Here is a 22373-nt window from a genome sequence, read left to right as displayed (position 1 = left end):
ATGACCAGTACCTCGCTCGGAACTCCGCCCGACGGCGGGAGCATGATCCGGCTCACCGAGATCCTGCACCGCAGCGTCAAGCTGCGGCAGCGGCGATTCGAGATGCTGCCCCTTCGCGGCCAGGGCGCCCCCTTCACCGAGCCCCACGCCCGTAACCCCAGCGATTCGCTCCCTCCGTCCGAACTCGCCGACCTCATCTCCTCCATGTCCGTCATCGGCCTCCTGGAGCCGGTCCTGGCCGAGGAGATCGTCGTCGACGGCAAAGCGCCGACGATCCGCCTGGTCACCGGGGAACGCCGACTGCGCGCGATGCGCTGGGGGGCCGTCAACAGGCCCGACAACCCCCACTTCGCGGCCCTTCCCGCGGTGGTCTGCCCGGGCCCGTTGTCCGAAGAGGAGCGCCACATGTGGCGCTTCGTCGAAAATTTCGCCCGTGAGCCGCTCCGTCCCGGCGAGCAGGCCGCCGCGCTGCTGTACCAGCGGTGCGCCATCCTCGTCGGCAAGCTCCTGCGGGCCGGCAAGCCGGTGCCTCAGGAGGTCTACGCCGTCCCTGACCCGGCCGAGCGGTTCCTCGCCCTGGAGAAGATTCGCGGCACCGACAGCTCCTGCGCCGCCCCCTGGGCCGAGGTCTTGGACCGGCTCGGACTGCAGCTCAACGAACGCAAGGCCGGTGAACTCGTGCGAGCCTTCCGGGCTTTGCCCCGGGATCTCACCGAGGAGATGGACGAGGCCGCGGTTCGCCTGAACACGAGGATCCGCTTCGCCGAGCTCCGCAACGGCCGGGCGCAGGCTGCTGCGGGCATCTGGGCCGCGCTGAAGTCCTCCAAGCGGCTCCACCTGCTGCCGACAGCCGTGAACGTCGGCCTGGAGGAGCCCGCTCTCGAACCGGAAGAGATCATCGCCGAGGCCGAGGAGCGCCAGGACGCGGCCAACGCCGGCCGCCGCGCGAAGCTGACCCGGGTTCCCAACACCGCCGAAGACAACGCGGAGTTCGAGGACACCGACGACGAGGCCCGCCCGTCGGCCTACGGCCGAGAAGAAACGGCCGACATCACGGAGCTCGATCGTCCGTCGCAGAACACACCGGCGCCGGAAGCAGATGCTGCCACCGAGGTCGCCACCGCGAGCGCTGCCCCGAGCCAACCGGCCGTAGAGACGAACACGATCCGCACGGCCCTGGACGGGATCCGCGGCCTGCTGGTCGAAGTCCGAGCCGGCAAGGAGATCTCCCGCTACGACCGCGGTTCCCTCCGCCTCGCTCTGCGCGAACTCAGCACACATCTCGACGACGCCCCCGCCGGTGCACAGACCGCCCACGATGCACTGAACGAAGGAAGCGAAGCAGCATGACCAGTGTCTCCCTGCCTATCCCGACCGTCGGCGTACCGCTCCCCGGCCGCGGCTGCGACTGCAACAGCTGCGCCTTCTACGCCGGCCCCGACGGCCAGGGAGGCCCGGCAACCGTCGAGCCCCTGTGCTCCGGCCAGAACTCGGACTGCCGGTTCTGCGGCTGCGCGGCCGCCGAAGCGGACGCCCCGGCGAACGCGTGCGTGACACGCAAGTGCCCGATCCGCTGCGGAAGCCGCACCGACATAGCCGGGTGGATGGCCGACGTCGGCGGCACCTTGACCTTCGACGACATCGCCGTCGACAGCACCGTGCCCGACGGCCTGCCGTCCTTCATCCCCATGACCGACGGCTCCGCGATCACCAAGCTCGACGCCAGCCTGAACTGGCCGGCCTACGGCGTCGGCCTGCGGCGCGTCTTCTCGCCCGACACCCACACGCTCTACAAGCGGTTCACCGACCAGACCGCTCGGCAGGCCCTCGCCCTCAGCGAACACCAGAAGGCCGTGCTCGTCGGCTACGGCGAGGACCCCCTCGTCGAGGCCTTCTGGACCCGGCGCGAGCGAGACAGCCTCGTCGAGCGGATTGCCGAACAGCAGTGGGACCTGGTGCTCTCCTGCAACTACTCGATCTACGGGGACTGGCCGCGCACCGAGCACCTGCTCAACATGCGGCGCAGCCTGCTGCTCGCGCAGGAATTCGCCGAGGCCGGCGTCCCGGTCGTGCCGAACGTGTACTGGTACCGACTCGAAGACCTCCAGCGCTACCTCGCCTGGATCGAAGACACCCAGCCGGCGGCAATCGCCATCAACGTCCAGACCGTCCGCGACAACGCCGACTGGGACAGCTGGGAGCGGCCCGGCCTGCACTGGCTCGCCGAAAACCTCCCCGGGGACCTGCCGGTCATCCTCACCGGTCTGTCCCGCGCCAACCGCATCGCGGAGATGGCCGAGATCTTCGGCCCCCGGCTGACCCTGATCTCCCAGAACCCCCACCAATACGCCCTGCACGGGGCGATCATGACCGCCAACGGCCGCGAAGACGTCCACGCCCGCACGGAGGACGCCTTCGCCGCGACAGTCCAGTACATGTCCTCGCTTCTGCCGCACCGCTGAAAATTCTTCGCGCGCACTGTCACACCGGCGGCTCCTCCCACACCTGTAGCAGGTGAAACCCCCAATAGGAGGAGCCCCCGATGACGACCGACCCCAACAAGCCCACTCCGCAGACACCCGCCCCACTGGCGCCTCCGCCCGGTGCCCTGTCACCGGCTACCGAGGAAGAGCCGATGAGGCACCTGCTCTCGATCATCACCCCAGTTCACCCGGGCAGCGCGGCATACCTTCCGCTGGCCTACGAGTCCCTCGAACGCCAGCAGTGCCCGCCCGGTTGGGACTGGGAGTGGCTGGTCCAGGAGGACGGGGAGGGGGTCGACGCCGCGGCGCACCTGCCGTCCGACCCCCGAATCCGTATCGCGCAATCCCGCCATGGCGGTCCGCACGTCGCGCGAACCGTGGCGCTCGGCCGGTCGGCTGGGCGGTTCATCAAAACCCTGGACGCGGATGACCTGCTCGCCGAGGGCGTCCTGGCCCGCGACATCCGCACGCTTGAGGACAACCCTCTCGTCGGCTGGGTGACGTCCGCGGCGCTGGACCTCCTTCCGAACGGGGAGCTGGTCACCTTCGACGGCGCGCCGCCTGCCGGCCTCCTCAAGCCGGGTTCGGTCCTGCACCACTGGGAGCGGTACCGCGCGCCTCTCGTCCACCCGGCCACGCTCTGCGTGCGACGTTCCCTGGTGGTGGCGCTCGGCGGATGGATGGCGCTGCCTGCCTCCGGTGACACCGGCCTGCTTCTCAGCCTGGAAGCACTGGCTCCCGGCTGGTTCCAGAAGGAAGCCGGGCTCCATTACCGCAAGCACGCCGCCCAGATCACGGCGGATGCACGGCACACCCAGGGCCCGGAGTGGGAGGCCCGAACGCGGCTCATCGGGGAACGCGCCCGCCTGCTGCAGCAGCACCTACAGCTCGGCGCTCCACCCGCAACACCGTCCGTCCTGAACGCCGCCTAGCTGGCCGCACGCCGACCGGCGCGCAGCAAGCAGCAACGACACCTCACCCCGGCCGAACTCGGCCGCCCATCCGCGTCCTTCACGCACCAGAGAGAAAATGAGCACCACGCCCATGCGCATCCCTTCCGCCCAGCGGTTTGCCCTCACCACCTCCGCCGCCCTCACCGCCCTCATAGCCGGCGCCCTGCTGGCCCCCAACTCCGCGGCGGCCGCCGACCGGGACGGCCATGAGGCCCGCGGTGTCGGCTGGCAGCTGCGCACCGGCCAGCACACCGCGTTCTGGTCCGGCACCCACGTCCTCGACAACGGCAGCCCCGCCCTCTGCCTCGACGTCAACCTGTACGGGCCACTGGACGGCACCACCAACGGCTACAAGAAGTCCGACGCGCCGCACCAGCTCAGCCAGGACACCCAGTCCCAACTCGCCTACCTCGCGGCCCACTACGGCAAGCTGCCCGACACCACCAGCGGGCGGAACTCCACCGCCGCCGCCTCCCTGCTCGCCTGGGCCCTGGCCGCCCGCGACGGCGTCGACGAGAACGGATACAACGGCGAGAAGATCCCGTGGGCGGCCTGGCTCACCAACGGGATGCCCACCGGCGCCGTGATGGGCACCGGCGCCGACGCCAAGATCGACACCAAGCCGGTCATCACGGAGTTCAACCGCATGCGGACCGAGACCCGGGCCGTCAGCTCCGCTCCATACGCCCTGACCGTCCCCAACACCGGCCACACCCTCCCCTACGAGCGCACGCCCGGCGAGAAGAACCTCACGGTGAAAATCACCCAGGGCGGCAAGCCGGTACCCGGCGTCAGCGTGAACACCACCAGCCTGACCAACATCGCCACGCCGAAGACGCCCGGCCCGGTGGGCCGCACCGACCCGCAGGGCCAAACGGTGTACGCCTTCACGCCGGCCAAGCCTGGCGCCCCCGCCGGCGCGGCCTTCAGCGCCGACATCACCGTGGACTCCCCCACGTTCTGGCACACCGACAAGCAGGTCTCCGGCAAGCCGATGCAGCGCATGGTCTACTTCGCCGCGGAGAAGAAGACCCTCACCACCAGCGGCGATATCCAGTTCCAGCCCCAGGCCATAGTGACCGCCTGGAAGAAGGACCGTGACACCAACAAGCCGATCACCTCACCGGCGACCTACGAGATCCACACCGGCAAGACGCCCTCCGAGCCCGGCAAGGACAAGCCCGCCTCCAAGGACACCCCCGGAGAGATCATCACGACGGTCACCACCGGAAAGGACGGCAAGTCCGCCCCCGTGGACCTGGCGGCCGGTGTCTACTGGCTTGTGGAGACCAAGGCCCCCGAGGGCTACCAGCTCAACACGGAACCGACCCGCGTCGAGGTCAAGCCCGGTGAGCAAACCGTCGTGACGGTGCTCGACACGGCTGTCCCGAAGCCGGTCACCCCCACCACCCCGCCGGTCACCCCCACCGCGCCGGCCAGCCCGAAGCCGTCCGCGCCCACCCAGCCCGTCAGCCCGAGCATGCCGCACGTCGCGCCTCCGGCCGCGAACGCGACCCCGCCCGCTGGTGAACTCGCCCACACGGGCGCCGACGCGACCACCTGGGTGGCCGCAGCTGCCGGCGCACTGCTGCTTCTCGGTGGTGCGGCCCTCGTGATCGCACGGCGCCGCCGTACTGCCCGCACGAAGTAGCCGACGCAACTCGTCGCCATCCTCGCGGCTGCGGGCCGGCCCAGGGCCGGGATACAGAGCTCTGTATCCCGGCCCTGCGGCGCGGGTCCGGGATACAAAGCCGCTGCTGGCGAAGCGGGTCGAGGCCAAGGGGCGACGGTCGTCCTGGACGCGACGACATGACCAGTTGATCTTTTCCGCGCGACCCACTCGGCCTCGGCAGACGGGCAGGCGGCACGCCCCTTAGAAACTTCTCGCTCGAAATTGTCACACCGTCAGCTCCTCCCACACCTGTAGCAGGTGAAAGCCCCGATGGGAGGAGCCTCCATGACGACCGACCCCAACCGGCCCGATGCCGTGACGACGAAGCCGTCGACGACCACTTCCGCCTGGCGGCTGTGGATTCTGCTCGTCTGGCATCCGGCGCTCGGGCTCCCCGTCGACCCCGTCGCCATACTCGGCCTTGACGAGAGCCATCAGCCGACCACGCGGGTCGTGCGCTGGGTCCCCCTCGTCTACGACACAGCCGACCCCTGGCGAGAGCGTCTGGGGGAGAGCACCACCAGCGCAGACGTCGAACACTGGATCAGGCAGTCCGGCGGCGTGTGCTCCATCGAGCCCGTCGACGTTCCCGAGGGGGCGCTCGACCTCACACACGCAGCCGACCTCGCTCTCGACGAACTGCTCGCCGAGGTCATCCCTGTGCTCCCGCCGAGGGAGGACAGCTGATGGGCACGGGCAGCAAGTCCTCGCACGCCTCCTACGCGGTGGGGCCCACCTCTGCTTCCGAGGCGGACGACGTGGTGGCCGAGGCGCCGGCGCACCCGATGTCCGACGAGGAAGTCCAGGCCAAGGCCGACCTGCTGGTCGCGATGAACCTCATGGAGGAGATCGCCGACCCTCCCTTCAACGTCGAGCCCGAGGACGAAGTCCCGACGGATCCCGTGGAGCGGTACGACCTCTTCGTCGGCCAGGTCGAACAGGCTCAAGGGGCCATCGAGAAGTTGAAGTTGGCTGGTGTCCCCGAGGAGGAGATCGAGGCCCACACCAAAGCACTGAAGGCGCAGACGCTCGCCTACCTGACCTCGCTCGACGAGGACGATCTGCGCGAGATCGCCGAGGCCAAGGGCTTTGAACACCCCGCACTGGTGGGCCTGTCCGGCAAGGGCCAGCACCCCTTGGTCCACTGGCTCGACCCCGCGTACCCGGGCGACATCCCGTCCAAGGCGAAGATCCAGGCCGCGGCACTCGACCGGTACAACGAGTTGCTCGCCGGCAAGACAGTCGGCGGGATGACGCTCGCCGACCTGCACGAGATCGAAGGCACCGAGCCGCCCCTCGGCGGCGGTACATGGAAGGCGACACCGGACGAGGTCGGGGCCTCCGCCCAAGCGGTGGCCGAGTCGGTCGACGCCTGGAACGCAGCGAAGAAGACCTTCGGGCCTCAGTCTCAGGAAAAGAGGGCCGAGGCCCTGCACACGATGCTCGCGGCCGAGCAGAAGCTGGCCTCAGCCGACTGCCCCGAGCTCGGCGAGGACTTGACCAAGACCAAGGCCGAGGCCAAGTCGGCGATCGACCAGGCTCTCAACCACGCGTACGTGCCGGCGAAGGTCGTCCAGCCCCTGGTACAGGAGGGCCTAGCCTCGGGGCAGCTGAGCGAGCCCGAGGCCATGCACCTCACTGGTCACCAGCTCGTGGCACTCATGCGGCCGACCACACCCGAGAGCGAAGTGGAGTCGCTGAAGGCCCTGGCGGCCACGCGGCAGGGGCAACTCGCGAACCTCGACGCCAGCTACGCCGCCCACGTTGCGATGGCTCCCGGCGGCGGCCAGCCGCTCGACCTGCCGCCGGCGGGCGACCCGGGCGCGCCGCAAGTGATCGCCGCGTGGGCGCAGAACGCCGGCGCCGTCCGGGACATGCAGACGGGCGTGAACGGCTGGTACCCATACACCCAGCAGGCGGACAGCGACACCCCGTACGCCGATCACCCGGCCCTCGGCCCGGGGAAGTACATCCATCCCAACAGCCTCACCAACGACTTCAAGGCGTGGGCCACGAAGCAGAAGCTCTCCGACCTGCGCGCCGTCGCGGCCGAGCTGGGGATGGACAACAACGCCAAGGCCACACGAGCCCAGGTCCAGAACTACATCGCCGCGAGCTTCAACAAGAAGTACAACCAGCAAGCCATCAAGGACAAGGTCACTGCGGACGTCGCGAAGAAGGAGGCGGCCAAGGCCGCCAAGACGGCTGCACCTGCGCTGCAGGCCAACGGCGGGCTCTCCTCCGACGAGGAGTCCCAAGCTCTGGCGAGCAAGCTGTCGAAGAGTGACGCGAACTCCACTGCCAAGCCCGCCTCGCCCGTATCAAAGCCCGCGAAGGCCCCGAAGCCGGGATCGTTCAACGCGAACATCCAGGCGATGATGGCCGAGGTCCAGCACGCGAAGGCGACCAGTCAGGACGTGCCCGCCTACGTCGACGCCAAGGAGGTCGCCGGCTGGACCTTCGGCCCCGGCACGAAGGCATCGAACCTGGGAGGGACGTACGCCAAGACCCTCCATGCTGCCCCGGACGGCTCGCCGTGGATGTTCAAGGCGGACCACAACCATGGCGGGGCCCTGGGCCACACCGAAGCCGCCGCAAGCCAGGTCCTGTCGGCGGGCGGCGTACCGGCGATGCCGGTCTACCACCACAAACAGGCCAACGGAACAGCCGGGTCCATCCAGCCCCTGCTCCGGGGCGCGAAGCCGTTCACGTCCAGCCCGAGCCAGTGGACGCAGTCCCAGGTCGATGCGATCGTCCGCTCGCACGTGGGGTCGTGGTTCATCGGCGAGCACGACGGACATCAGAACAACTGGCTGAGTACACCCTCCGGCGGGCTGGTGCAGATCGACCGCGGCCAGGCCTTCAAGCACTTCGGCCTGGACAAGCTGTCGGTCGGCTACGCCCCCAGCGGTGGCGGCGGGTTCACCCCCGTCCACCAGAAGCTCTACCAGTCCGCACTGGGCGGTGGTCTCGCCAAGGGCGTCAAGATCAACCCCGCCGCCGCGCACCCGGTGATCAAGAAATTTGAGTCCATGCCGGACGCGCAGCTCCGCTCGATGCTGCACTCCACCGCGCACGAGGGCGCCAAGGCCGGTGTGGCGTGGGTGCCGCAGATGCGCAGCCGGGCGGCCAAGGCCTTGAAGATCCCGCAGTCCCAGGTCACGCACTCACAGATCGCTACAGCGTTCCTGGACCACGCCGTAGAGAGGAAGAACAACTTGCGCCAGAACTTCTCCGACTTCTTCGTCAAGCAGCTGGGTCTGTCCTCCGGAGCCTCTCTCAAGCACGGCGGTGGTAGCTGATGGGGACCGGATCCAAGTCGAGCCACCAGAGCTACGCGGTCAGCCCCACCGCGGTCGCCGAAGCACCCGCTGCCCCGGTGGACCTGGCCGGGGCTCCGGCCGCCGGGGAAGGCAGCGATCTCACGGGCCCAGCGGCGGGTGGTGCGGGAGGCCCAGGGTTTGAGATGCCAGAGCTCCCGGAGTCGCTCGCCGAACCGGTTGCCCCTGCGGAGCCGCCGGTCGCCGAGAACCCGATGGCGGACCTCGACGGCTTGCCGGGGCTCGAACTGGAGCCCGCTGCGACCGTCGAGCCGGCGGCGCAGGAACTGCAGGAGGCGCCTGCCGAGCCCGAGGTCTCCGTCGCCGAGGGGGATCTTCAGGGCAGTGGTGAGGAGCCGCCGGCAGAGGAGGCCGCGCTGCTGCAGGCCGCGGACATCGAGGAGGTGCAGGAGGAGGAAGAGGATGAGACCGACCCGCCGCTGACTCCGGTTCCGGCTGCTCCCCCGGTCGGCGAGCCGACCGGGACGCCGATCCTGGTGGGCGGGGATGACTTCATCAACTCCGAGGCCACCTTGGTCGCCTACGACTCGCCGAACGGTCCGCGGGAGGTGCTGCTCACGCACATCTCCGAGGAGGCCGAGGAGAAGCTCCTCGACGCGCTGAGCATCCCAGGGACACACATGGAGGAGGTCCAGGTCGAGGAGGAGGTCAAGGAGCGCCTCGACCTCGACAAGGAGAAGAAGCTCGCCGAGTTGACCAAGACGGCGGTCAGCTCGGTGCAGCACAAGCTGAAGACCGGCTCCGATATGTCGGACGCGTCGATCGCTAAGCACCAGGCCGCCGTCGACGCGGTCTCCGCGGTCCTCAACAATCCGTCGATCAGCGACGACGAGAAGGCCATGGCCCAGCACTACATGGACCAGCTGAACGTGGTCAAGGACAAGATCGACAACGGTGGTGCGCCCATGCCTTGGATGGACGCGTACGAGGTGACCGAGACCAAGATGGTCACCAAACAGATATCGGTGCCCAACGGGGAGCCTGAACCGGGCACGCTGGCCGCGACGGTCCGCAAGGCGAGCCGGATCAAGGCGACCCTTGATCCGGAATCGGGCCAGACGTCGTGGGACGGGGTCACCCGCAGCTCCGCCAACGGCACCGAGTACGAGATCGACATGGGTGACGGCTGGACGGCCGTCTACCGCCCCTACCAGGAGAACAACCCCAAGAACACGGAGTTCTCGCTGCGCGGGCAGCTCGAGGTCCACGCGCCGGCCGGCGCGGGTCACGGTAAGGACCTCGTGGAGCGGCTGGAGCAGCTCCACCTGATGAACAAGCCGATGACCGCGGCCGAGGGTGAGTGGACGTACCTCGCGAACAACATCCAGGCACAGGGGCTGGAGGGCTCCGTCGGCATGCAGGCTGCCATGGAGACAGCCCAGGGCCTTCAGGATCTTCAGGCCCAGGAGATCGTGCACCAGCGGATGGAGTCCCTCATGGGCCTCGACAGCGGCGCCCTGCAGACGGCGATGAAGCGGATCCACCTGGAGGCCGCCCACAAGGTGCTCCCGATGAAGGTGGAAGTCGTCCGAGACGCGGTCGCCAAGGCCTCCGGCTTCGCGGGCGGCGCCGAGCTGGCGGCCAGCCCGGGCTACGAGCCGACGCCCTCGACTTCCGGCAAGTGGCTGACCTGGTCCCGGTTCGACGTGACCGGGAAGAAGGCCGAGATCGCGGGCGCATTCAAGGGCAGGTCACTGACTCACGGCCTCCACGGCGGCGCGCTCGCCAGCCTCCTCGGGACCGGTGTGCTGGCCTCCACGGAGAAGCGGGCCGCCATGGGAATCGGCGGCGGGATCGGCATGAGCGAGCAAGCCGACAAGATGACCGGCGGCGCCAACTCCGTCTTCCTGCGGGTCAAGAAGACCCCCAGCCAGCCGGGCGGCGGCATGCTGATCTGGGACGACCCGAGCGTGCTGATGCGGCGCAGCGACTACTACGCCTACAACGGCGACCACTACGGCGCAATCAACCCCGCGCACCAGAACTACAGCGAGAACGCGATCACCCGCGACCCGATGAAGATCGCCAAGTTCTCCAGCTCTGGCAACGAGGTCATGTTCAGGAACGGGATCGACCTGTTCGGCGCGGAGGCGCCCAGCCGGATCGTGTGCCACACCGCAGCGGAGCGGAACACCATCCTTGCCTCCCTCACCTCGCGGGGCATTACCCAGCTCGGCGGGAAGCCCGTCGAGGATGTCCTGTGCACGGCCAACGACTACAACAGCTGACAAGGAGCGAATCAGTGACAGCAGAGCAGTGGCGACAGCGGGTTGTCGACCTCATCGCGGGCGACCACAGCCCCACGGGGGACCCGGTGGACGCCGGCGCGCGCCTGATCGTGTCGGACCCGGACGGCACCGAGGTCTTCCGGGCCGCCCTCGCCCGGCATCATCGGTTCGAGGACGGCGATGACCAGGTTCTGTGGATCAGGCCGCTGGTCGGCGGCGCGGATACCGAGAGCGGCTACCTGTTCGATCTCAACGTGGCCCGGCGGCGCTCCCTGTCCTACCTTCGCGCTGGCCTCGTCGATGACGGTGTGGAGATAGACCTGTCCAGCGGGCAGCGGGCACGGATCGAGCCGGCCGACGGCCCCGAGCTGGAGGAGCTGACCCGCTGGGACGACTTCACCAACCGGCTCACCCCGGACGAGGACGCAGCGCTGGGGCGTCTGGACGCGGACTCATGGCACGGACGCTATGCGTGAGTGTCCCCACGGTCGGCTCCGAGGAGCGGCGACAAGGCGTATTGGCAGGATGGCCTCCCGGCCCCGGTGGCCGCGAAGAACCAGCAGGGGGCTTCGTCGCGAGGGCAACCTGCTGAACGGGCCTGGCTCAACAACCAGGCCGCAACCGAGAGGAGGAAGGACATGGCGGATCGAGCACATCCGGTAACGGAGCAGCGGCATGCAGACCTCCGAAGCCCGCTGCCGGCGCACGAGCGCTACCTTCCTGTCGAAGTGAACTGGCTGCGCCGGCGTGCCAAGCAGTTCGCGTTCGTGTCCCAGCGAGACTTCCACGTGGTCGTGGACCTTGCGGCGTACGCCTCGATCAGCGGCATGCCCTTCCTCGCGCACTATGCCGCCCAGGTGTACGTGGGGCCGAAGAATGCTCGGCTGAGGGTGCCGTTGATGGCCATCAACCTCAAGCTGGTGACCACGCGCGAAGAAGCTGACCGTGCGCTGGCCCACGAGACCATGCACCTGGTCGTCCCCTCGTACGGCCACAAGGAAGCTGCTTTCGCCCGGGCACAGCTCCTGCTCGACGAGGTCGGACAGCTCACCGCCGCGTCGGCGTAGGCACCAGGTGCGGTCAGACCGGCCGACTATGCGGCCGCCTCCTCGCGCACATCCCCGCGCGTCGGGTCTCATCCGGTGCTTCGGCGGGGCAGGCCTCTGACCTGCGCGCTGAAGCTCGCAACGCGCGACCGAAGTCTCGTTCCGTCTCATCCGCTCCTTCTGTATCCGCGCCCTGACGGCAGAACACACCGCTCGGACCTGCGCCAATACCAGGCAAGGACCACCTTGCTGAAGGTCTGGACGAGATGCTGAAGCACTGAGCGACGCCCGACACCTGGTTGGCGGCTGCTGGGCAGCCAACCCCAACCCCCCAACGTTGCGTATTCACGTTTCAATATGTAGTCTCATGGTGTCGGGCGGGAGAGACCGCCGACCAGGGCCGTCGTTCGCGGCCCTCGAATCCAGCCCCAGTCACCGTCGTCGCGCGTCCTTGCGCTGGTAGTCCAGGGCCCATCCCTTCTCGGAGACCTCATGCCGAGCACAACGAAGAGTCACTTCAACTACGTCGAGTCCGCGGCCGTCAAGGCAGCGGTGAAGCGCGCCCGGACCGGTCAGCCCATTCGACTCGGGCCGGACCCGACCCTCCACAGCCAGGACGCCGAGCTCCACTGGGTGCGGGAGGTACTTCGTCACCGCCTCTCACTGCACGCCCTGGGCCGTCCGGTCAGCATCCGCGCCAACGACGACAACATCCATCCGCTCCTCGCGGACGGTCAGCACTTCCCCGCCGTCGCAGTGTCCATCCCCTTCGCGGACAAGGCGCTGGACTTCCTCGCGACCTACGACAGCCACCACCGCCTCACCTTCGACGTCCTTGCCCCGTGCGACCAGTGCCGGAAGCCGGTCCCCACCGAAGAGATCAACTGCCTGGAGGACTTGGGCGACTACCTTCTCCAGACCCGCGACGCCCTCGGAGGCTCCCCCCGCCTCCGTACCTCCCCCGCGCACATCGGCGGGTGCACCGCACGCGGCGACTGACCGCGCTTCGCCCTTCCCGACTACGGCGCCCCCGGCTCATTCAGAGCCGGGGGCGCCCTGCATGGAGCTACCCCACGTCATGACGACAGCCAATCCCTCCGCGGGCGCCAGCAAGGAACTCGCGGACCTCAAGACAGACCAGCCGCTCACCCCTGGGTACGGCCCTTTCGGCCTCGTGGTCACCGACCCCGAAGGCCAGACCTTCGCATCACAGGCCTGGGTGACCTGGCTGCTGTTCATGGTCCCGCTGTGCATCGCCGAGTTGCGGGGCCTCCCGGAGCCCGAGATCGAACGGATCTCGGCGGAGAGCGCCGATCTGATTGCCAGTCACGGGGACGACGCCCAGTACGGCGGCCATCACCAGCGCAGCGCGCGTACCGCCATCGCCAAGGGGCTCGCCGTACTCGCAAGGGCCGACGGCGGCGTGACCGCTCTCGGGATTCACGCGTGCCTCCGCCCGCACATCGGCTGCCCCGGTCGGTTTGCCACCACCGGCTCCCCTTCTTGAACACGAGGAATGACGATCATGCCTGAGAGCCCGAAAACGCCCGGTCGAACCGCACGCAAGTGGCTACTTACGCAGAATTCTGATCTGCGAAGGATCGGGGTTTTCAACTGGACACTGCCAGCTTTTGTGGTGGAAATGCCCGATGGGAGCCACTTCAACGTGTGCCCCCAGGCAAGCGCGTGTGCCAATTTGTGCTACGCCCGGGTGGGCACCTACCGATTCAAGAATGTCCGTTCAGCCCATATCCGGAATCTCCTCCTCTGCCGGGACGCCCCGGAAGAGTTTGAGAAGCGAATGACAGATGAACTCAGCCACAAGCGATACGCCGATAAATGGATTCGTTTGCACGATTCTGGCGACTTCTATTCCGACGAATACCTATTGACCTGGATGCACATAATGCGCAATTCCCCGGGCGTTCGGTTCTACTGCTACACCAAGGAGATCAGCCGCTTCAAGCGGCTCGTCGAGAACAATGCGCCCGAGAACTTCCTCTGGTGCTACAGCCTCGGGGGGAAGGAAGACCACCTGATCGACCTGGGCACCGAACGGCACGCGGACGTGTTCCCCGACGTGGAAGCGCTGATCGCCGCCGACTACACCGACCAGACAGAATCGGACCTTCTGTCGGTTCTCAGCGAATCGCCACTCGTGGGGATTCCAGCAAATCGAATTCCGCACCTTCTCAAGAAGCAGGGACGGGAAACCTTCGGCAGTCTTCAGCGGAAGCGCGATGAGAAACTGCGCGCCAAGAACTCGGGCGTAACGCGAGAATCCGAGCTGGTGCGCTGACAGGCGCGGGGATGCTTTCGGGGCCGGGCGGGATATCCGCCCGGCCCCGAAAGCATCCCTGTGGGGCGCTCCGCGTCGATCGGCGAAGCATGTGCCGCGTTGCGTATTCTAGTCACGTGATGTACTTTGACTCCTACCCCTGCGCGATCGAGGGGCCGGCGCAGGCAAGTAACCGACGATGCCGGCAATAACTCGTCGAGCTCGTTCAACCCAGGCCTCCGCCCGCGGGGCCACGACCACGGCCTGCGGGTTCGCTGCCGGTCCGACAAGGAGTAACGGTGATTCCCGCCGACGCTGGTGAACTCGTGACCTCACGGGACATCGCGAACAAGTACAAGGTCAGCGAGGTCGTCGTGGACTACTGGGTCAAGCTCGAGGGCTTCCCCGAGGGCTGGCCGTCTGGTCCCGGACGGACCCTGGTGCGCGATGCCGCGCTGGTGGATGAGTGGCTGCGTGAAAACCTCCCGGTCTACTGGGCGCAGGGGCAGGACTCGGACAACCCGTACGGTCTGCCCGAGGGTGGTCCGAAGGACCTGGTGACGCTGTCGGACATCTGCGCCTGGGAGGGCAAGGCTCTCGGGCGGACGGAGCCGGTGCCCGAAGGCACCCTGCGGACGTACATCTCCAAGAAGAAGCTGGCGGAGCCCGACCGCACACCCGGAGACGGGAAGCAGCCCGAGGTCACGGAGCGGAGGTGGTACCGGGAGACGGCGTACAACTTCGTGAACCGGAAGCGCCGCATGCGCCGGCAGACGAAGACCGAGGAGCCAGTGGGCGCCGATCAGGCTCCCGCAGCCGCGGACGGCCTTGCGAGTCGTGCGTCCACTGAACGGACGGGGTACGTCGACGTCCAGGCCATCGCAGTGACCTACCGTGTCGCCGGGATGACGGCCAAAGGGTGGACCCGAGTTGAGGGGTTCCCGCAGGCGGGCGAGGCCGGCTACAGCGCCGCCGAGGTGGACGAGTGGGTCCGGGACAATCGCCGGCGATCCTGGACCGCGGCTCAGCGCCTCACTGGTCAGGCGTGGGCCGGGTCACCGACGGCGGACTCGACCATCCACACCCGGGGCAAGCAGGCTGAGCCGGCCTCGGCGGTCGAGTCGGCCAGCGAAGCCCCAACCGGGCGAGTCGAGCTGACCGCTGAGATGATCGGCCCGCGGTACGGCGTCTCCGAGTACACCGGCCGCCATTGGCTAACCGTCAAGGAGAAACGGGAGGGCGACAAGGTCGTCCGTCGGGCTTTCCCGGCGCCGTTGCGGACACGGCCACGCGTGTACGACCAGGACCAGGTCGACGTGTGGGTGGAGGAGCATCGCCCGCATGTCTGGGCGGCTTTCAAGGGCACCGGGCCGGCTCTGCTCAACCCTCTGCCCGAAGGTGACCCCCTGGACCTGCTGGACATCTACGATTTCGCCGAGGTGGTGGGCATGGCCACCCGCGGCGAGCCCCTCGCGCGCGAGACCATCCACGCCTACCACGCCCGAGGGCAGGTCCCGCTCGCCGACCGCACCGCTGAGGATGGCAAAGAGCCTCTGGTCCTTCAGGACCACTGGTACCGCCGGACGGTCTACGAGTTCGTCCTCAGCCGCCGGGGGGCGGGCAACTTCGACGCACGAGAGCCTCAGGCGTAGCCCAGGGCGCTTCCGGCACCGTCGACGGGGCCCAGAGAAGCCGACCGCCGCCCGACCGCACGGGTGGGGCACCCCTTGCGAGGTGCCCGGCGAAACGCGTCAGCCCGCCGGCCATGAGGCCGGCGGGCTGACGCGTGCAGTTTGTTCCCTGGTTGTGTCGTGGCAGTGATCTAGCCGGTGCCTTGGCCCGTAGTGTTGGCCGCTTCTTTCGAGGTCATCGAGTTCGGCCTCGCTGACGACGGAGGAATGGCCGCCGGGCTGCCCCGGCGGGCGCCTTGCTACTGGTGGTGGATCGATGGTTGGCGATGCCGGGCGCGGTCTGCCTGTCTGCCTGCTGGAGACCGCGCCCGTGGCCTCGGCCGCGTCAGCCGAGCCTGCCGAAGGAGAACCAACGCCGAGGCTGAGGCTGAGGCTGCGGGCGGTGCGGCGGCTGCCCGGCCAGCTCGTAGACGGCGTCGTGAAGCTGCTGGTGGGCCAAGAGGGTCCAGCGCTCGCCAAGGGCCTCCCAGACCTCCGTCAGCGCCGTGTGTGGGTCGGTGCCCAGGAGCGTGCTGTATGCGGCGGCCACGGCGGGAGTACGCGAACGGCCCGCCACGCAGTGGAGGAAGACCCGCTTGCCTTCCTGGCGGAGTCGGAGCACCTGTCGGGCCGCCTGGTCGAGAACGAAGTGGAGGTTGGGGTTCTCGCCTTCCTTGTCGACCAGCCAGACGCGTACGTGCTCGGCACCGGCGCGGGCGAAGACCGGTTCCCGCCCGACACGGCACAGGGACACCACCGCGTCGATCGGCGGAGTGCCGGTGTACTCGGTCATCGGAAGGTTCCCGAGGACGACTCCGGGGTCTTCCGGGTGGGCCACGGTGAAGGCCTTCCCCGCGTAGCCAGGAATCTTGACGCGAGCGGCTGACGGCCAGCCGTCGCCGTCGTCGGCACCCTTGCGGGCGGTCAGGACGGCTAGGCGTACCAGGTCGGGACCGGACATGTTCGGCCAGCCGTTCACTGCCTCCTGCCAGGTGAGCGGGATGGCCGAGACGCCCCAGCGCGCTCCCAGGAGCGCGGCCGCGATCGCGGCGACGGTGTCGGTGTCGTCGCCCGCCCGTACGGCGGCCTCGGTGGCGAGCTGGAAGTGCTGGGCGGGATAGGAGCCCTTCTCCGGAGCCAGCTCCGGGACCGGCGTGCGGGTGATGGCGGACCACGCGGCCTGGAGGGCGGTGACCACGTAGCCGTTCCGGCCCCAGTGGTGCGGCTCGTTCGCCTCGGCCTCGTCCAGCTTCGCGTGCCAGGTTTCCCGCCGGTTCTCGGGGAGGAGCGCGACGCCCTGGCGGACTCCGTCGAAGGTTCCCTCCAGGACGGCGGTGCGGATACCCGAGCACCACAGGATGCACGCCTCGACGCAGTCGGGGTCGCTGTGCGTGAGGGAGCTGATCGCGGTGGCCGCCCTGACCATCCCATCGACATCGTCCAGGTAGGCGAGGGCGACGATGCCGGTCCGCATCAGTGAGCCGTTGCCCGCGCTGAGCTGGGTGCGGGCGGTGTAGGCGTCGGCTTCCGCCGCCATGGCCTGCGACGGCGTTCCCGTCTTCCGGGCCTTCGCGGCGCCAAGCACGCTTCGCGTCTGGTTCCCGATGTCGCTTGCGCCGCCGTCGCGCCATGTGTGGAAGTTGCGGGCGATGTGGTCGAGCGCCGTGACGCTGGTCAGATTGGCTCCGCTGGAGGCGACATCGGCGATGCACACATGCATCTGCGTGTCGTCGGAATACTCGCCGGGCTTGTACGGGCCCAGGCCGCCACCGATCATGACGGGCCGCTCATCGTCGGTCAGCCGGCGGGCGAACTCGTAAGGCACGCCCAGGGCGTCACCGCACGCGGCGCCGATGAGGACGCCGGCTGCGCGGTCGGTGGCGTGGACGCTCAGCGGGCGGGACGCCGGGATCAGGGTGGCGGAAGTCGGGTCAACGAGCTTGTTGTTCACGGGCTTTCTCCCGAGTCATGAACCGCGTGGGTGGTCTGAGAAAAGCAGAGCCGGGGAGCGCGGCGTCAACTCGCCTCGCGCTCAAACCCGCTGTCACTGCGTCAGAATGACACGATCGACCCGCTCTCGTCAACATGACGATTAGCGTTGCGTATTCAGTTTTCCATGTGTATTGTGATCGGTGTTGGAGGTGCTATCGCCACCTCGTACGACGCACCCCCTCTTCCCTTCGCGGGTTCAATGCCAGCGCTACGACTGGCGTCTCAACTCCCCGCCGATTACTAGGAGTTCCGTCATGAACAAGGCTCAGCTCGTCGAAGCGATCGCGGAGAGGATGGGCGGTCGCCGTCAGGCTGCCGAGGCAGTCGACTACGTGTTTGACGCCATCGTGCGCGCCGTCGTCGCTGGCGAGCGCGTTTCCGTCACTGGATTCGGATCGTTCGAGAAGGCCGACCGCCCGGCCCGCTACGCCCGCAATCCGCAGACGGGTGAGAGGGTGCGGGTCAAGGCGACTGCCGTTCCCCGTTTCCGCCCGGGACAGGGCTTCAAGGATCTGGTCAGCGGCGCCAAGGACCTCCCCATGGGCGGCGAGGTCTCTGTCAGGAAGGCCCCCAAGGCAGGCCTCACCGCCGACGCGTCCGTTCAAGTGAAGCGGACGATCCTGCGTGCTCGGGTCATGCCTTCGGTTGCGGACACGGTGCGTTTGCTGGTGATCGGCGACGACGAGAAGAGCGCCGAGAAGTCGCCCGGCTGATCCGCCCTCGTCGGGCCGTAGCCCCGCGTGCCGATTCCTGCTCGTCGGCCGGGCGCTGGCAGCGCCCGGCCCAATCAGAGAGACACCGACATGTTTCTTCTTGTGGTCGACGGCGACCGTGTCGTCTCCGCCCATCGAACTCTGGCCGCTGCTCGGTTGGAAGAGGCGCAGGGACTTGGGCCCAGCACTGAGCCCGGCCCACTGGTGGGCGGCGAACCGGCCTGGTGGTCCAGGACGCAACAGGGCAGTGGGGGGCGGAGATCGGCATCCTTCGGACCACTGCGACCGAGCTCGGGTTCCGCTTCGAGCTGCGCGCCTGCCAGGCACCAGCTGGTTCCTGCGGCCACCGGCCATGCGCCGCATACTCCACCTGGGCCGTCAGCCGGCAGTACGAGCTCCTCAGCGAGCTCGCCTCCTTTGTGCCCTTGTCCTGGATGTGGGTCGGTCTGCGTAGCGACGACCCCCGCGGCGACGCCCCGCAGTTCCTCACCGAGGGGCGGGCCCTCGTCGACCGACTGACGGCAGACGTGCGGCAACCTTTGCGTGCAGTCGAGCAGCCGCCGGACGACACCCGGACTCTGGATGAACGCGCACAGACCGCTCACGCCCTTGTCGTGAGGTTCCTGGCGCGGCACTTCGGCCCCGACTCCGAAGCTGGGGCCACCATCGTGGTCCACCCGATGCTCCACGGCCAGGACCTGCATCTGAGGCTTGCCCCGTCAATCCCGGCGAACCTGGCCGTCTGCGGCACAACTGTGCCAGACCGCTACGGCGATGCCACCGGCGCCGAACTGGGCGCACGTCCCTGTGACCGGTGCTTCGGGCACGCCCCCATCGTCCCGCCCCCTGTTCTGACCGCCGCCGAGTACGAGGCGTGGACCACGTACATCCACCAACCCGCGTCATAGCCGGGGAACCAGAGGAGGAGTCACCTCGTGTCCGAGGCTCCAGCCGCCGTCTCGGCCTCATCCAAGCAGCTCGCGCTTCGCCTGCTCCGCCGCAGGCCCTTCAGCGCTGGCTACCTGACGCAGGTGATCGACCTCGCCGTACGGGAGGTTGTCCGCAGCCAGTTCGACGAACCCGACGAGCGCGAAGCAGCCCAAGTCCATCAGCGGCTGGCCTATTACGCCGCGAATGGGCAACCCGGCTCCACCGAGCTGGCCCGCGCCATGCTGGACGTCAGGCACGCCCTGGGCCTCGTGCGGCACGAGCACTACCGGGCCTCCACCGTTCCCGAGAGCGGACTCGACACGACCGTCTCCGCGGAGCGGCTGCTCGAGCTGGTCGCCGAAGCCGGCCAGGACCGAGTGCTCGCGGCGCAGGGGGGAGCCCTGGTCGTCATCACGGAGGACGACCATGCCAGCACCGTCTACCGTCCGGTGTCCGCCGCGCAGGCGAACGCTCTGCGGAGGGCGGCGCGGAGCGCGAAGGAGGAGTCGATCCGCCTCTACGAGGGTGCAATTGAGCTGCTGCGCCCGCACGTGCGCATGGCTGACTGGAGCAAGGACGACGGGTACGGGGTCGCCCTCGACGTGGTGCGCGACGGAGTTTCGGTGCAGTGGTGGCCGGCCGGGCTCCCCGAGACCCGGGCGCTGTGGGAACAGGGAGGAATCCGGCAGCTCTGTGTGGCGCTGCTGTCGACCCGGTTCACCGTGTCCGGAGGAGATGGGGGAACACCCCACGACATGGCGTTGCGTATTTAGATTTCAGTGTGTACATTGATTGTGTCTGGTCGATCGACCGCCGTCTCCATCACAGCCCGTACGTCGGCCCTCGCCGACGCCGTGAGGGCGGCCGCCAGGCAACTGCACCGCTGCGTGGCGAAACCCGCAGCCCTTCATCTCACCGCCCCGGGCCACGACGCGCCCGCCTCGAAATGGGAGACCGCCATGGGCCCGAGCAGCCCCCAACCGCGCCGGACACCGCCCCTCGACTCGCTCAGGGAGCTGGCGCCGGGCGCCGAGCTCGTCAAGCTCCGCGCCAACCCGCACAACTGGAGCCAAGCCGAGCTCCTCGCCGCGTACACGTGGCCGCAGTACCAGGGCGACCGCCTGGTCCCCTTCGACCACGGCACCTACCCGGACGACTCCCGCCACACCGCTCTGGCCATCGGCGAGTTCCTCAGCCAGTATCGGCGGCTCCCCGTGGTCCGTCTGCTCCAGGCCAGCGACGCCACCTACACCTTCCTGGTCGAGCTCGCCCGCCCCTCCTGGGAGCTCGTCGGTGGTGATTCCCAGTGAGCGCCCCGGCGATCCCCACAGCGTGTGCGCACCGCCCCACACACGGCGGCCTGATCGTCCCCTACGTCTCGTTCGAGCACAACGGGCTGTCGGTGTTCGGCGGGCTCGACCCGTCCAAGCGCGCCCGGGCCTTCGAGAACAGCCTGTGCCAGATCTGCGGAAGGCCGCTGGAGCGGTGGTTCTACGTGCTGGTCCGTCCGCAGGACGTGAGCGTCGGGTACGCGCCAGAACCGGGACTCCACCCGCCGTGCCTGATGTATTCGGAGAAGGCGTGCCCGATGCTCAGCGGCGCCAGCGCCACCTACCGCCAGGGCGGCGTCATCTCCCGACATCCGGCGGGCCGTCCGTGCGACGACCCGGCCTGCTCCTGCCCCTCGACGGGGCCCACTGCGGAATCCCAGGTGCGGGCCGGGCGCAAGGCCGACGACTGGGACGCCTGGATGCTCTCGACGCCCCAGTACGAGCTGCGCCGTGATGCCCACGGAAGTGCAGTGGGCATCCAGCTTCCTTCCGATCCGAAGCGCATCCGCCGCGTGCGGGTGTCCGCCGAGCGCAAGCGCGCCCTCGACCTGGTCGAGGCGCTCCTGGAACTGGGCGCGTAGCCCCCTCCCCTTCTACGCCGCCGGGCCCGCCCGTGCCCGCCGGGCCACTCACGAGGATGACCATGCTCGCTGAACGTTTCCGCCCCTCCGACATCGAGAGCCTGGTGCGCATCGCCGGCACCCTGGCCCACTCACCGGCCGCCGCCGAACTTCCCCGGCAGTACCGCCAGCGCGTCCACGCCGAGATCGTCGCCGAGAGCTCCGGGCATCTCGTCCCGGCGCCGACCCTCGCGCTGGAGGGCCCGCGATGACCGACGGGGCCTACCCGCCGGCGCCCAAGCACCTCCGTACCGCGTGCGTCCACCCGTCGGGGCACCTCACGTCCCACGGCAGCCGCACGACGCTCCAGGTCTATCTGGACGACGGCCTCGTCTACCGCTACGACAGCGACGACTACCGGCTGCCGCCCGAGTTGGCACAGGCACATGGCGTCGGCCCGTACTTCATCACCGGCGCCGGGCGGCGGGCGATCCTGAACGACTCCCAGCTGGCAGCCATCGACTCCGCCGACGAGGACGGCGCGCTGCGGGACGTGAGCTGGCCCACCGCCGCCGCCCTAGCCCGCCTCACCCTCGTCGAGTACCGCGACGCCGACGGCGCCCCGCAGCCCACCGACGGCGACGACGGCCGCACAGGCCCGAAGCACCGGCCCTACTTGACCCCCTCGGGCACCGACGCCGCACGCGCCGCGAAGCCCCAGCCCTGATCCCCCTCTCATCCGGCGGGTGCGGCCCTCCCCCGGCCGCACCCGCCCCTTCCCCACAGGTACGCCCATGACTTCCCTCGCCCTGTTCGAACCCGACCTCGACGATGCCGCCGCCACAACGTCGTCCTCCGGCGTGCCGGCTCCGGCTCCGGTCGCCTCCGCGGAGGCTCTGGAATCCTTCCGCGCGACGAATCACAAGTCGCTCAACTTCGGGCTCGGCGTCGACTCGACGGCGCTGGCCCTGGCGATCATGGAAGACCCGACCGCCTTCGGGATCGCCGAGGACTTCTCCGACTTCTCGGTCGTGACGGCGATGACCGGGTTCGAGTTTCCCGACACGATTGCCGACGTTGATATCGGTAAGTCCGGCTATCAGGACTTGCGGAATGCCTTCCGGCGGGAGAGTTCGGCAGCGTAGTCAGCTCGTGTGGAGCCTGCCTCCTTGGTCC

The 22373-nt window shown here is 68.7% G+C and carries 21 protein-coding genes and 1 pseudogene; 21 read left to right on the top strand and 1 reads right to left on the bottom strand.

The window, feature by feature from the left end:
• From ACIBK6_RS37615 to ACIBK6_RS37555, 13 genes are all read left to right on the top strand, one after another.
• Entirely contained in the window at window positions 1-1350 is a 1350-nt protein-coding gene (locus tag ACIBK6_RS37615) for a ParB N-terminal domain-containing protein (protein WP_399057198.1), read from the top strand.
• The gene (locus ACIBK6_RS37610; RefSeq protein WP_399057196.1) at window positions 1347-2462 is read left to right on the top strand and encodes a DUF4417 domain-containing protein; all 1116 of its coding nucleotides are present in this window, start codon (window positions 1347-1349) and stop codon (window positions 2460-2462) included. The genes ACIBK6_RS37615 and ACIBK6_RS37610 overlap by 4 nt, the downstream gene beginning before the upstream one ends.
• Window positions 2463-2542: 80 nt before the next feature.
• Window positions 2543-3415 (top strand): glycosyltransferase family 2 protein, encoded by an 873-nt coding sequence (locus ACIBK6_RS37605; RefSeq protein WP_399057194.1) that lies wholly within the window; start codon window positions 2543-2545, stop codon window positions 3413-3415.
• 97 nt (window positions 3416-3512) lie between these two features.
• Complete coding sequence (locus tag ACIBK6_RS37600; RefSeq protein ID WP_399057192.1) at window positions 3513-5087, top strand: prealbumin-like fold domain-containing protein; 1575 nt, start codon at window positions 3513-3515, stop codon at window positions 5085-5087.
• A 306-nt stretch (window positions 5088-5393) separates the two neighbouring features.
• Complete coding sequence (locus tag ACIBK6_RS37595; protein ID WP_399057190.1) at window positions 5394-5795, top strand: hypothetical protein; 402 nt, start codon at window positions 5394-5396, stop codon at window positions 5793-5795.
• Window positions 5795-8410, top strand: coding sequence for a hypothetical protein (locus ACIBK6_RS37590; RefSeq protein WP_399057188.1), 2616 nt, complete (start codon window positions 5795-5797; stop codon window positions 8408-8410). The genes ACIBK6_RS37595 and ACIBK6_RS37590 overlap by 1 nt, the downstream gene beginning before the upstream one ends.
• Window positions 8411-8574: 164 nt before the next feature.
• The gene (locus tag ACIBK6_RS37585) at window positions 8575-10677 is read left to right on the top strand and encodes a hypothetical protein (protein ID WP_399057186.1); all 2103 of its coding nucleotides are present in this window, start codon (window positions 8575-8577) and stop codon (window positions 10675-10677) included.
• A 14-nt stretch (window positions 10678-10691) separates the two neighbouring features.
• Window positions 10692-11153, top strand: a complete 462-nt coding sequence (locus tag ACIBK6_RS37580) for a hypothetical protein (RefSeq protein ID WP_399057184.1) — start codon at window positions 10692-10694, stop codon at window positions 11151-11153.
• A 162-nt stretch (window positions 11154-11315) separates the two neighbouring features.
• Complete coding sequence (locus tag ACIBK6_RS37575) at window positions 11316-11744, top strand: hypothetical protein (RefSeq protein ID WP_399057182.1); 429 nt, start codon at window positions 11316-11318, stop codon at window positions 11742-11744.
• A 471-nt stretch (window positions 11745-12215) separates the two neighbouring features.
• Entirely contained in the window at window positions 12216-12722 is a 507-nt protein-coding gene (locus ACIBK6_RS37570) for a hypothetical protein (protein ID WP_399057180.1), read from the top strand.
• A 79-nt stretch (window positions 12723-12801) separates the two neighbouring features.
• On the top strand, window positions 12802-13230 hold the full coding sequence (locus ACIBK6_RS37565; protein WP_399057178.1) for a hypothetical protein: 429 nt from the start codon (window positions 12802-12804) through the stop codon (window positions 13228-13230).
• Window positions 13231-13248: 18 nt separating this feature from the next.
• Entirely contained in the window at window positions 13249-14022 is a 774-nt protein-coding gene (locus ACIBK6_RS37560; RefSeq protein WP_399057176.1) for a hypothetical protein, read from the top strand.
• A gap of 278 nt (window positions 14023-14300) precedes the next feature.
• Window positions 14301-15653 (top strand): hypothetical protein, encoded by a 1353-nt coding sequence (locus ACIBK6_RS37555; RefSeq protein WP_399057174.1) that lies wholly within the window; start codon window positions 14301-14303, stop codon window positions 15651-15653.
• 364 nt (window positions 15654-16017) lie between these two features.
• Here the strand turns inward: ACIBK6_RS37555 and ACIBK6_RS37550 are convergent, their stop codons facing one another.
• The gene (locus ACIBK6_RS37550) at window positions 16018-17622 is read right to left on the bottom strand and encodes an ADP-ribosylglycohydrolase family protein (protein ID WP_399057172.1); all 1605 of its coding nucleotides are present in this window, start codon (window positions 17620-17622) and stop codon (window positions 16018-16020) included.
• A 295-nt stretch (window positions 17623-17917) separates the two neighbouring features.
• On the opposite strand from ACIBK6_RS37550, the pseudogene ACIBK6_RS37545 reads away from it, so the two are divergent.
• From ACIBK6_RS37545 to ACIBK6_RS37510, 8 genes and pseudogenes are all read left to right on the top strand, one after another.
• Window positions 17918-18277, top strand: a pseudogene (locus ACIBK6_RS37545) (HU family DNA-binding protein); the annotation flags it as partial.
• 323 nt (window positions 18278-18600) lie between these two features.
• Window positions 18601-19284, top strand: coding sequence for a hypothetical protein (locus ACIBK6_RS37540; protein ID WP_399057170.1), 684 nt, complete (start codon window positions 18601-18603; stop codon window positions 19282-19284).
• A 27-nt stretch (window positions 19285-19311) separates the two neighbouring features.
• Window positions 19312-20079 carry a hypothetical protein gene (locus ACIBK6_RS37535; RefSeq protein ID WP_399057168.1) on the top strand — a complete coding sequence of 256 codons (768 nt, stop codon included), beginning with the start codon at window positions 19312-19314 and terminating at the stop codon, window positions 20077-20079.
• A gap of 21 nt (window positions 20080-20100) precedes the next feature.
• On the top strand, window positions 20101-20616 hold the full coding sequence (locus ACIBK6_RS37530; protein ID WP_399057166.1) for a hypothetical protein: 516 nt from the start codon (window positions 20101-20103) through the stop codon (window positions 20614-20616).
• On the top strand, window positions 20613-21218 hold the full coding sequence (locus ACIBK6_RS37525; protein ID WP_399057164.1) for a hypothetical protein: 606 nt from the start codon (window positions 20613-20615) through the stop codon (window positions 21216-21218). Before ACIBK6_RS37530 ends, ACIBK6_RS37525 begins: the two co-directional genes overlap by 4 nt.
• Before the next feature lie 62 nt (window positions 21219-21280).
• The gene (locus ACIBK6_RS37520; RefSeq protein ID WP_399057162.1) at window positions 21281-21469 is read left to right on the top strand and encodes a hypothetical protein; all 189 of its coding nucleotides are present in this window, start codon (window positions 21281-21283) and stop codon (window positions 21467-21469) included.
• Window positions 21466-21924, top strand: a complete 459-nt coding sequence (locus ACIBK6_RS37515; RefSeq protein ID WP_399057160.1) for a hypothetical protein — start codon at window positions 21466-21468, stop codon at window positions 21922-21924. Before ACIBK6_RS37520 ends, ACIBK6_RS37515 begins: the two co-directional genes overlap by 4 nt.
• Window positions 21925-21991: 67 nt before the next feature.
• Window positions 21992-22342, top strand: a complete 351-nt coding sequence (locus tag ACIBK6_RS37510; protein ID WP_399057158.1) for a hypothetical protein — start codon at window positions 21992-21994, stop codon at window positions 22340-22342.
• Window positions 22343-22373 lie beyond the last annotated feature (31 nt).

The organism is Streptomyces sp. NPDC050485 (assembly GCF_044458185.1).
Lineage (GTDB): Bacteria > Actinomycetota > Actinomycetes > Streptomycetales > Streptomycetaceae > Streptomyces.
The sequence above is the reverse complement of the archived record's forward strand: the minus strand, read 5'-3'. Positions and strand labels throughout refer to the sequence as shown.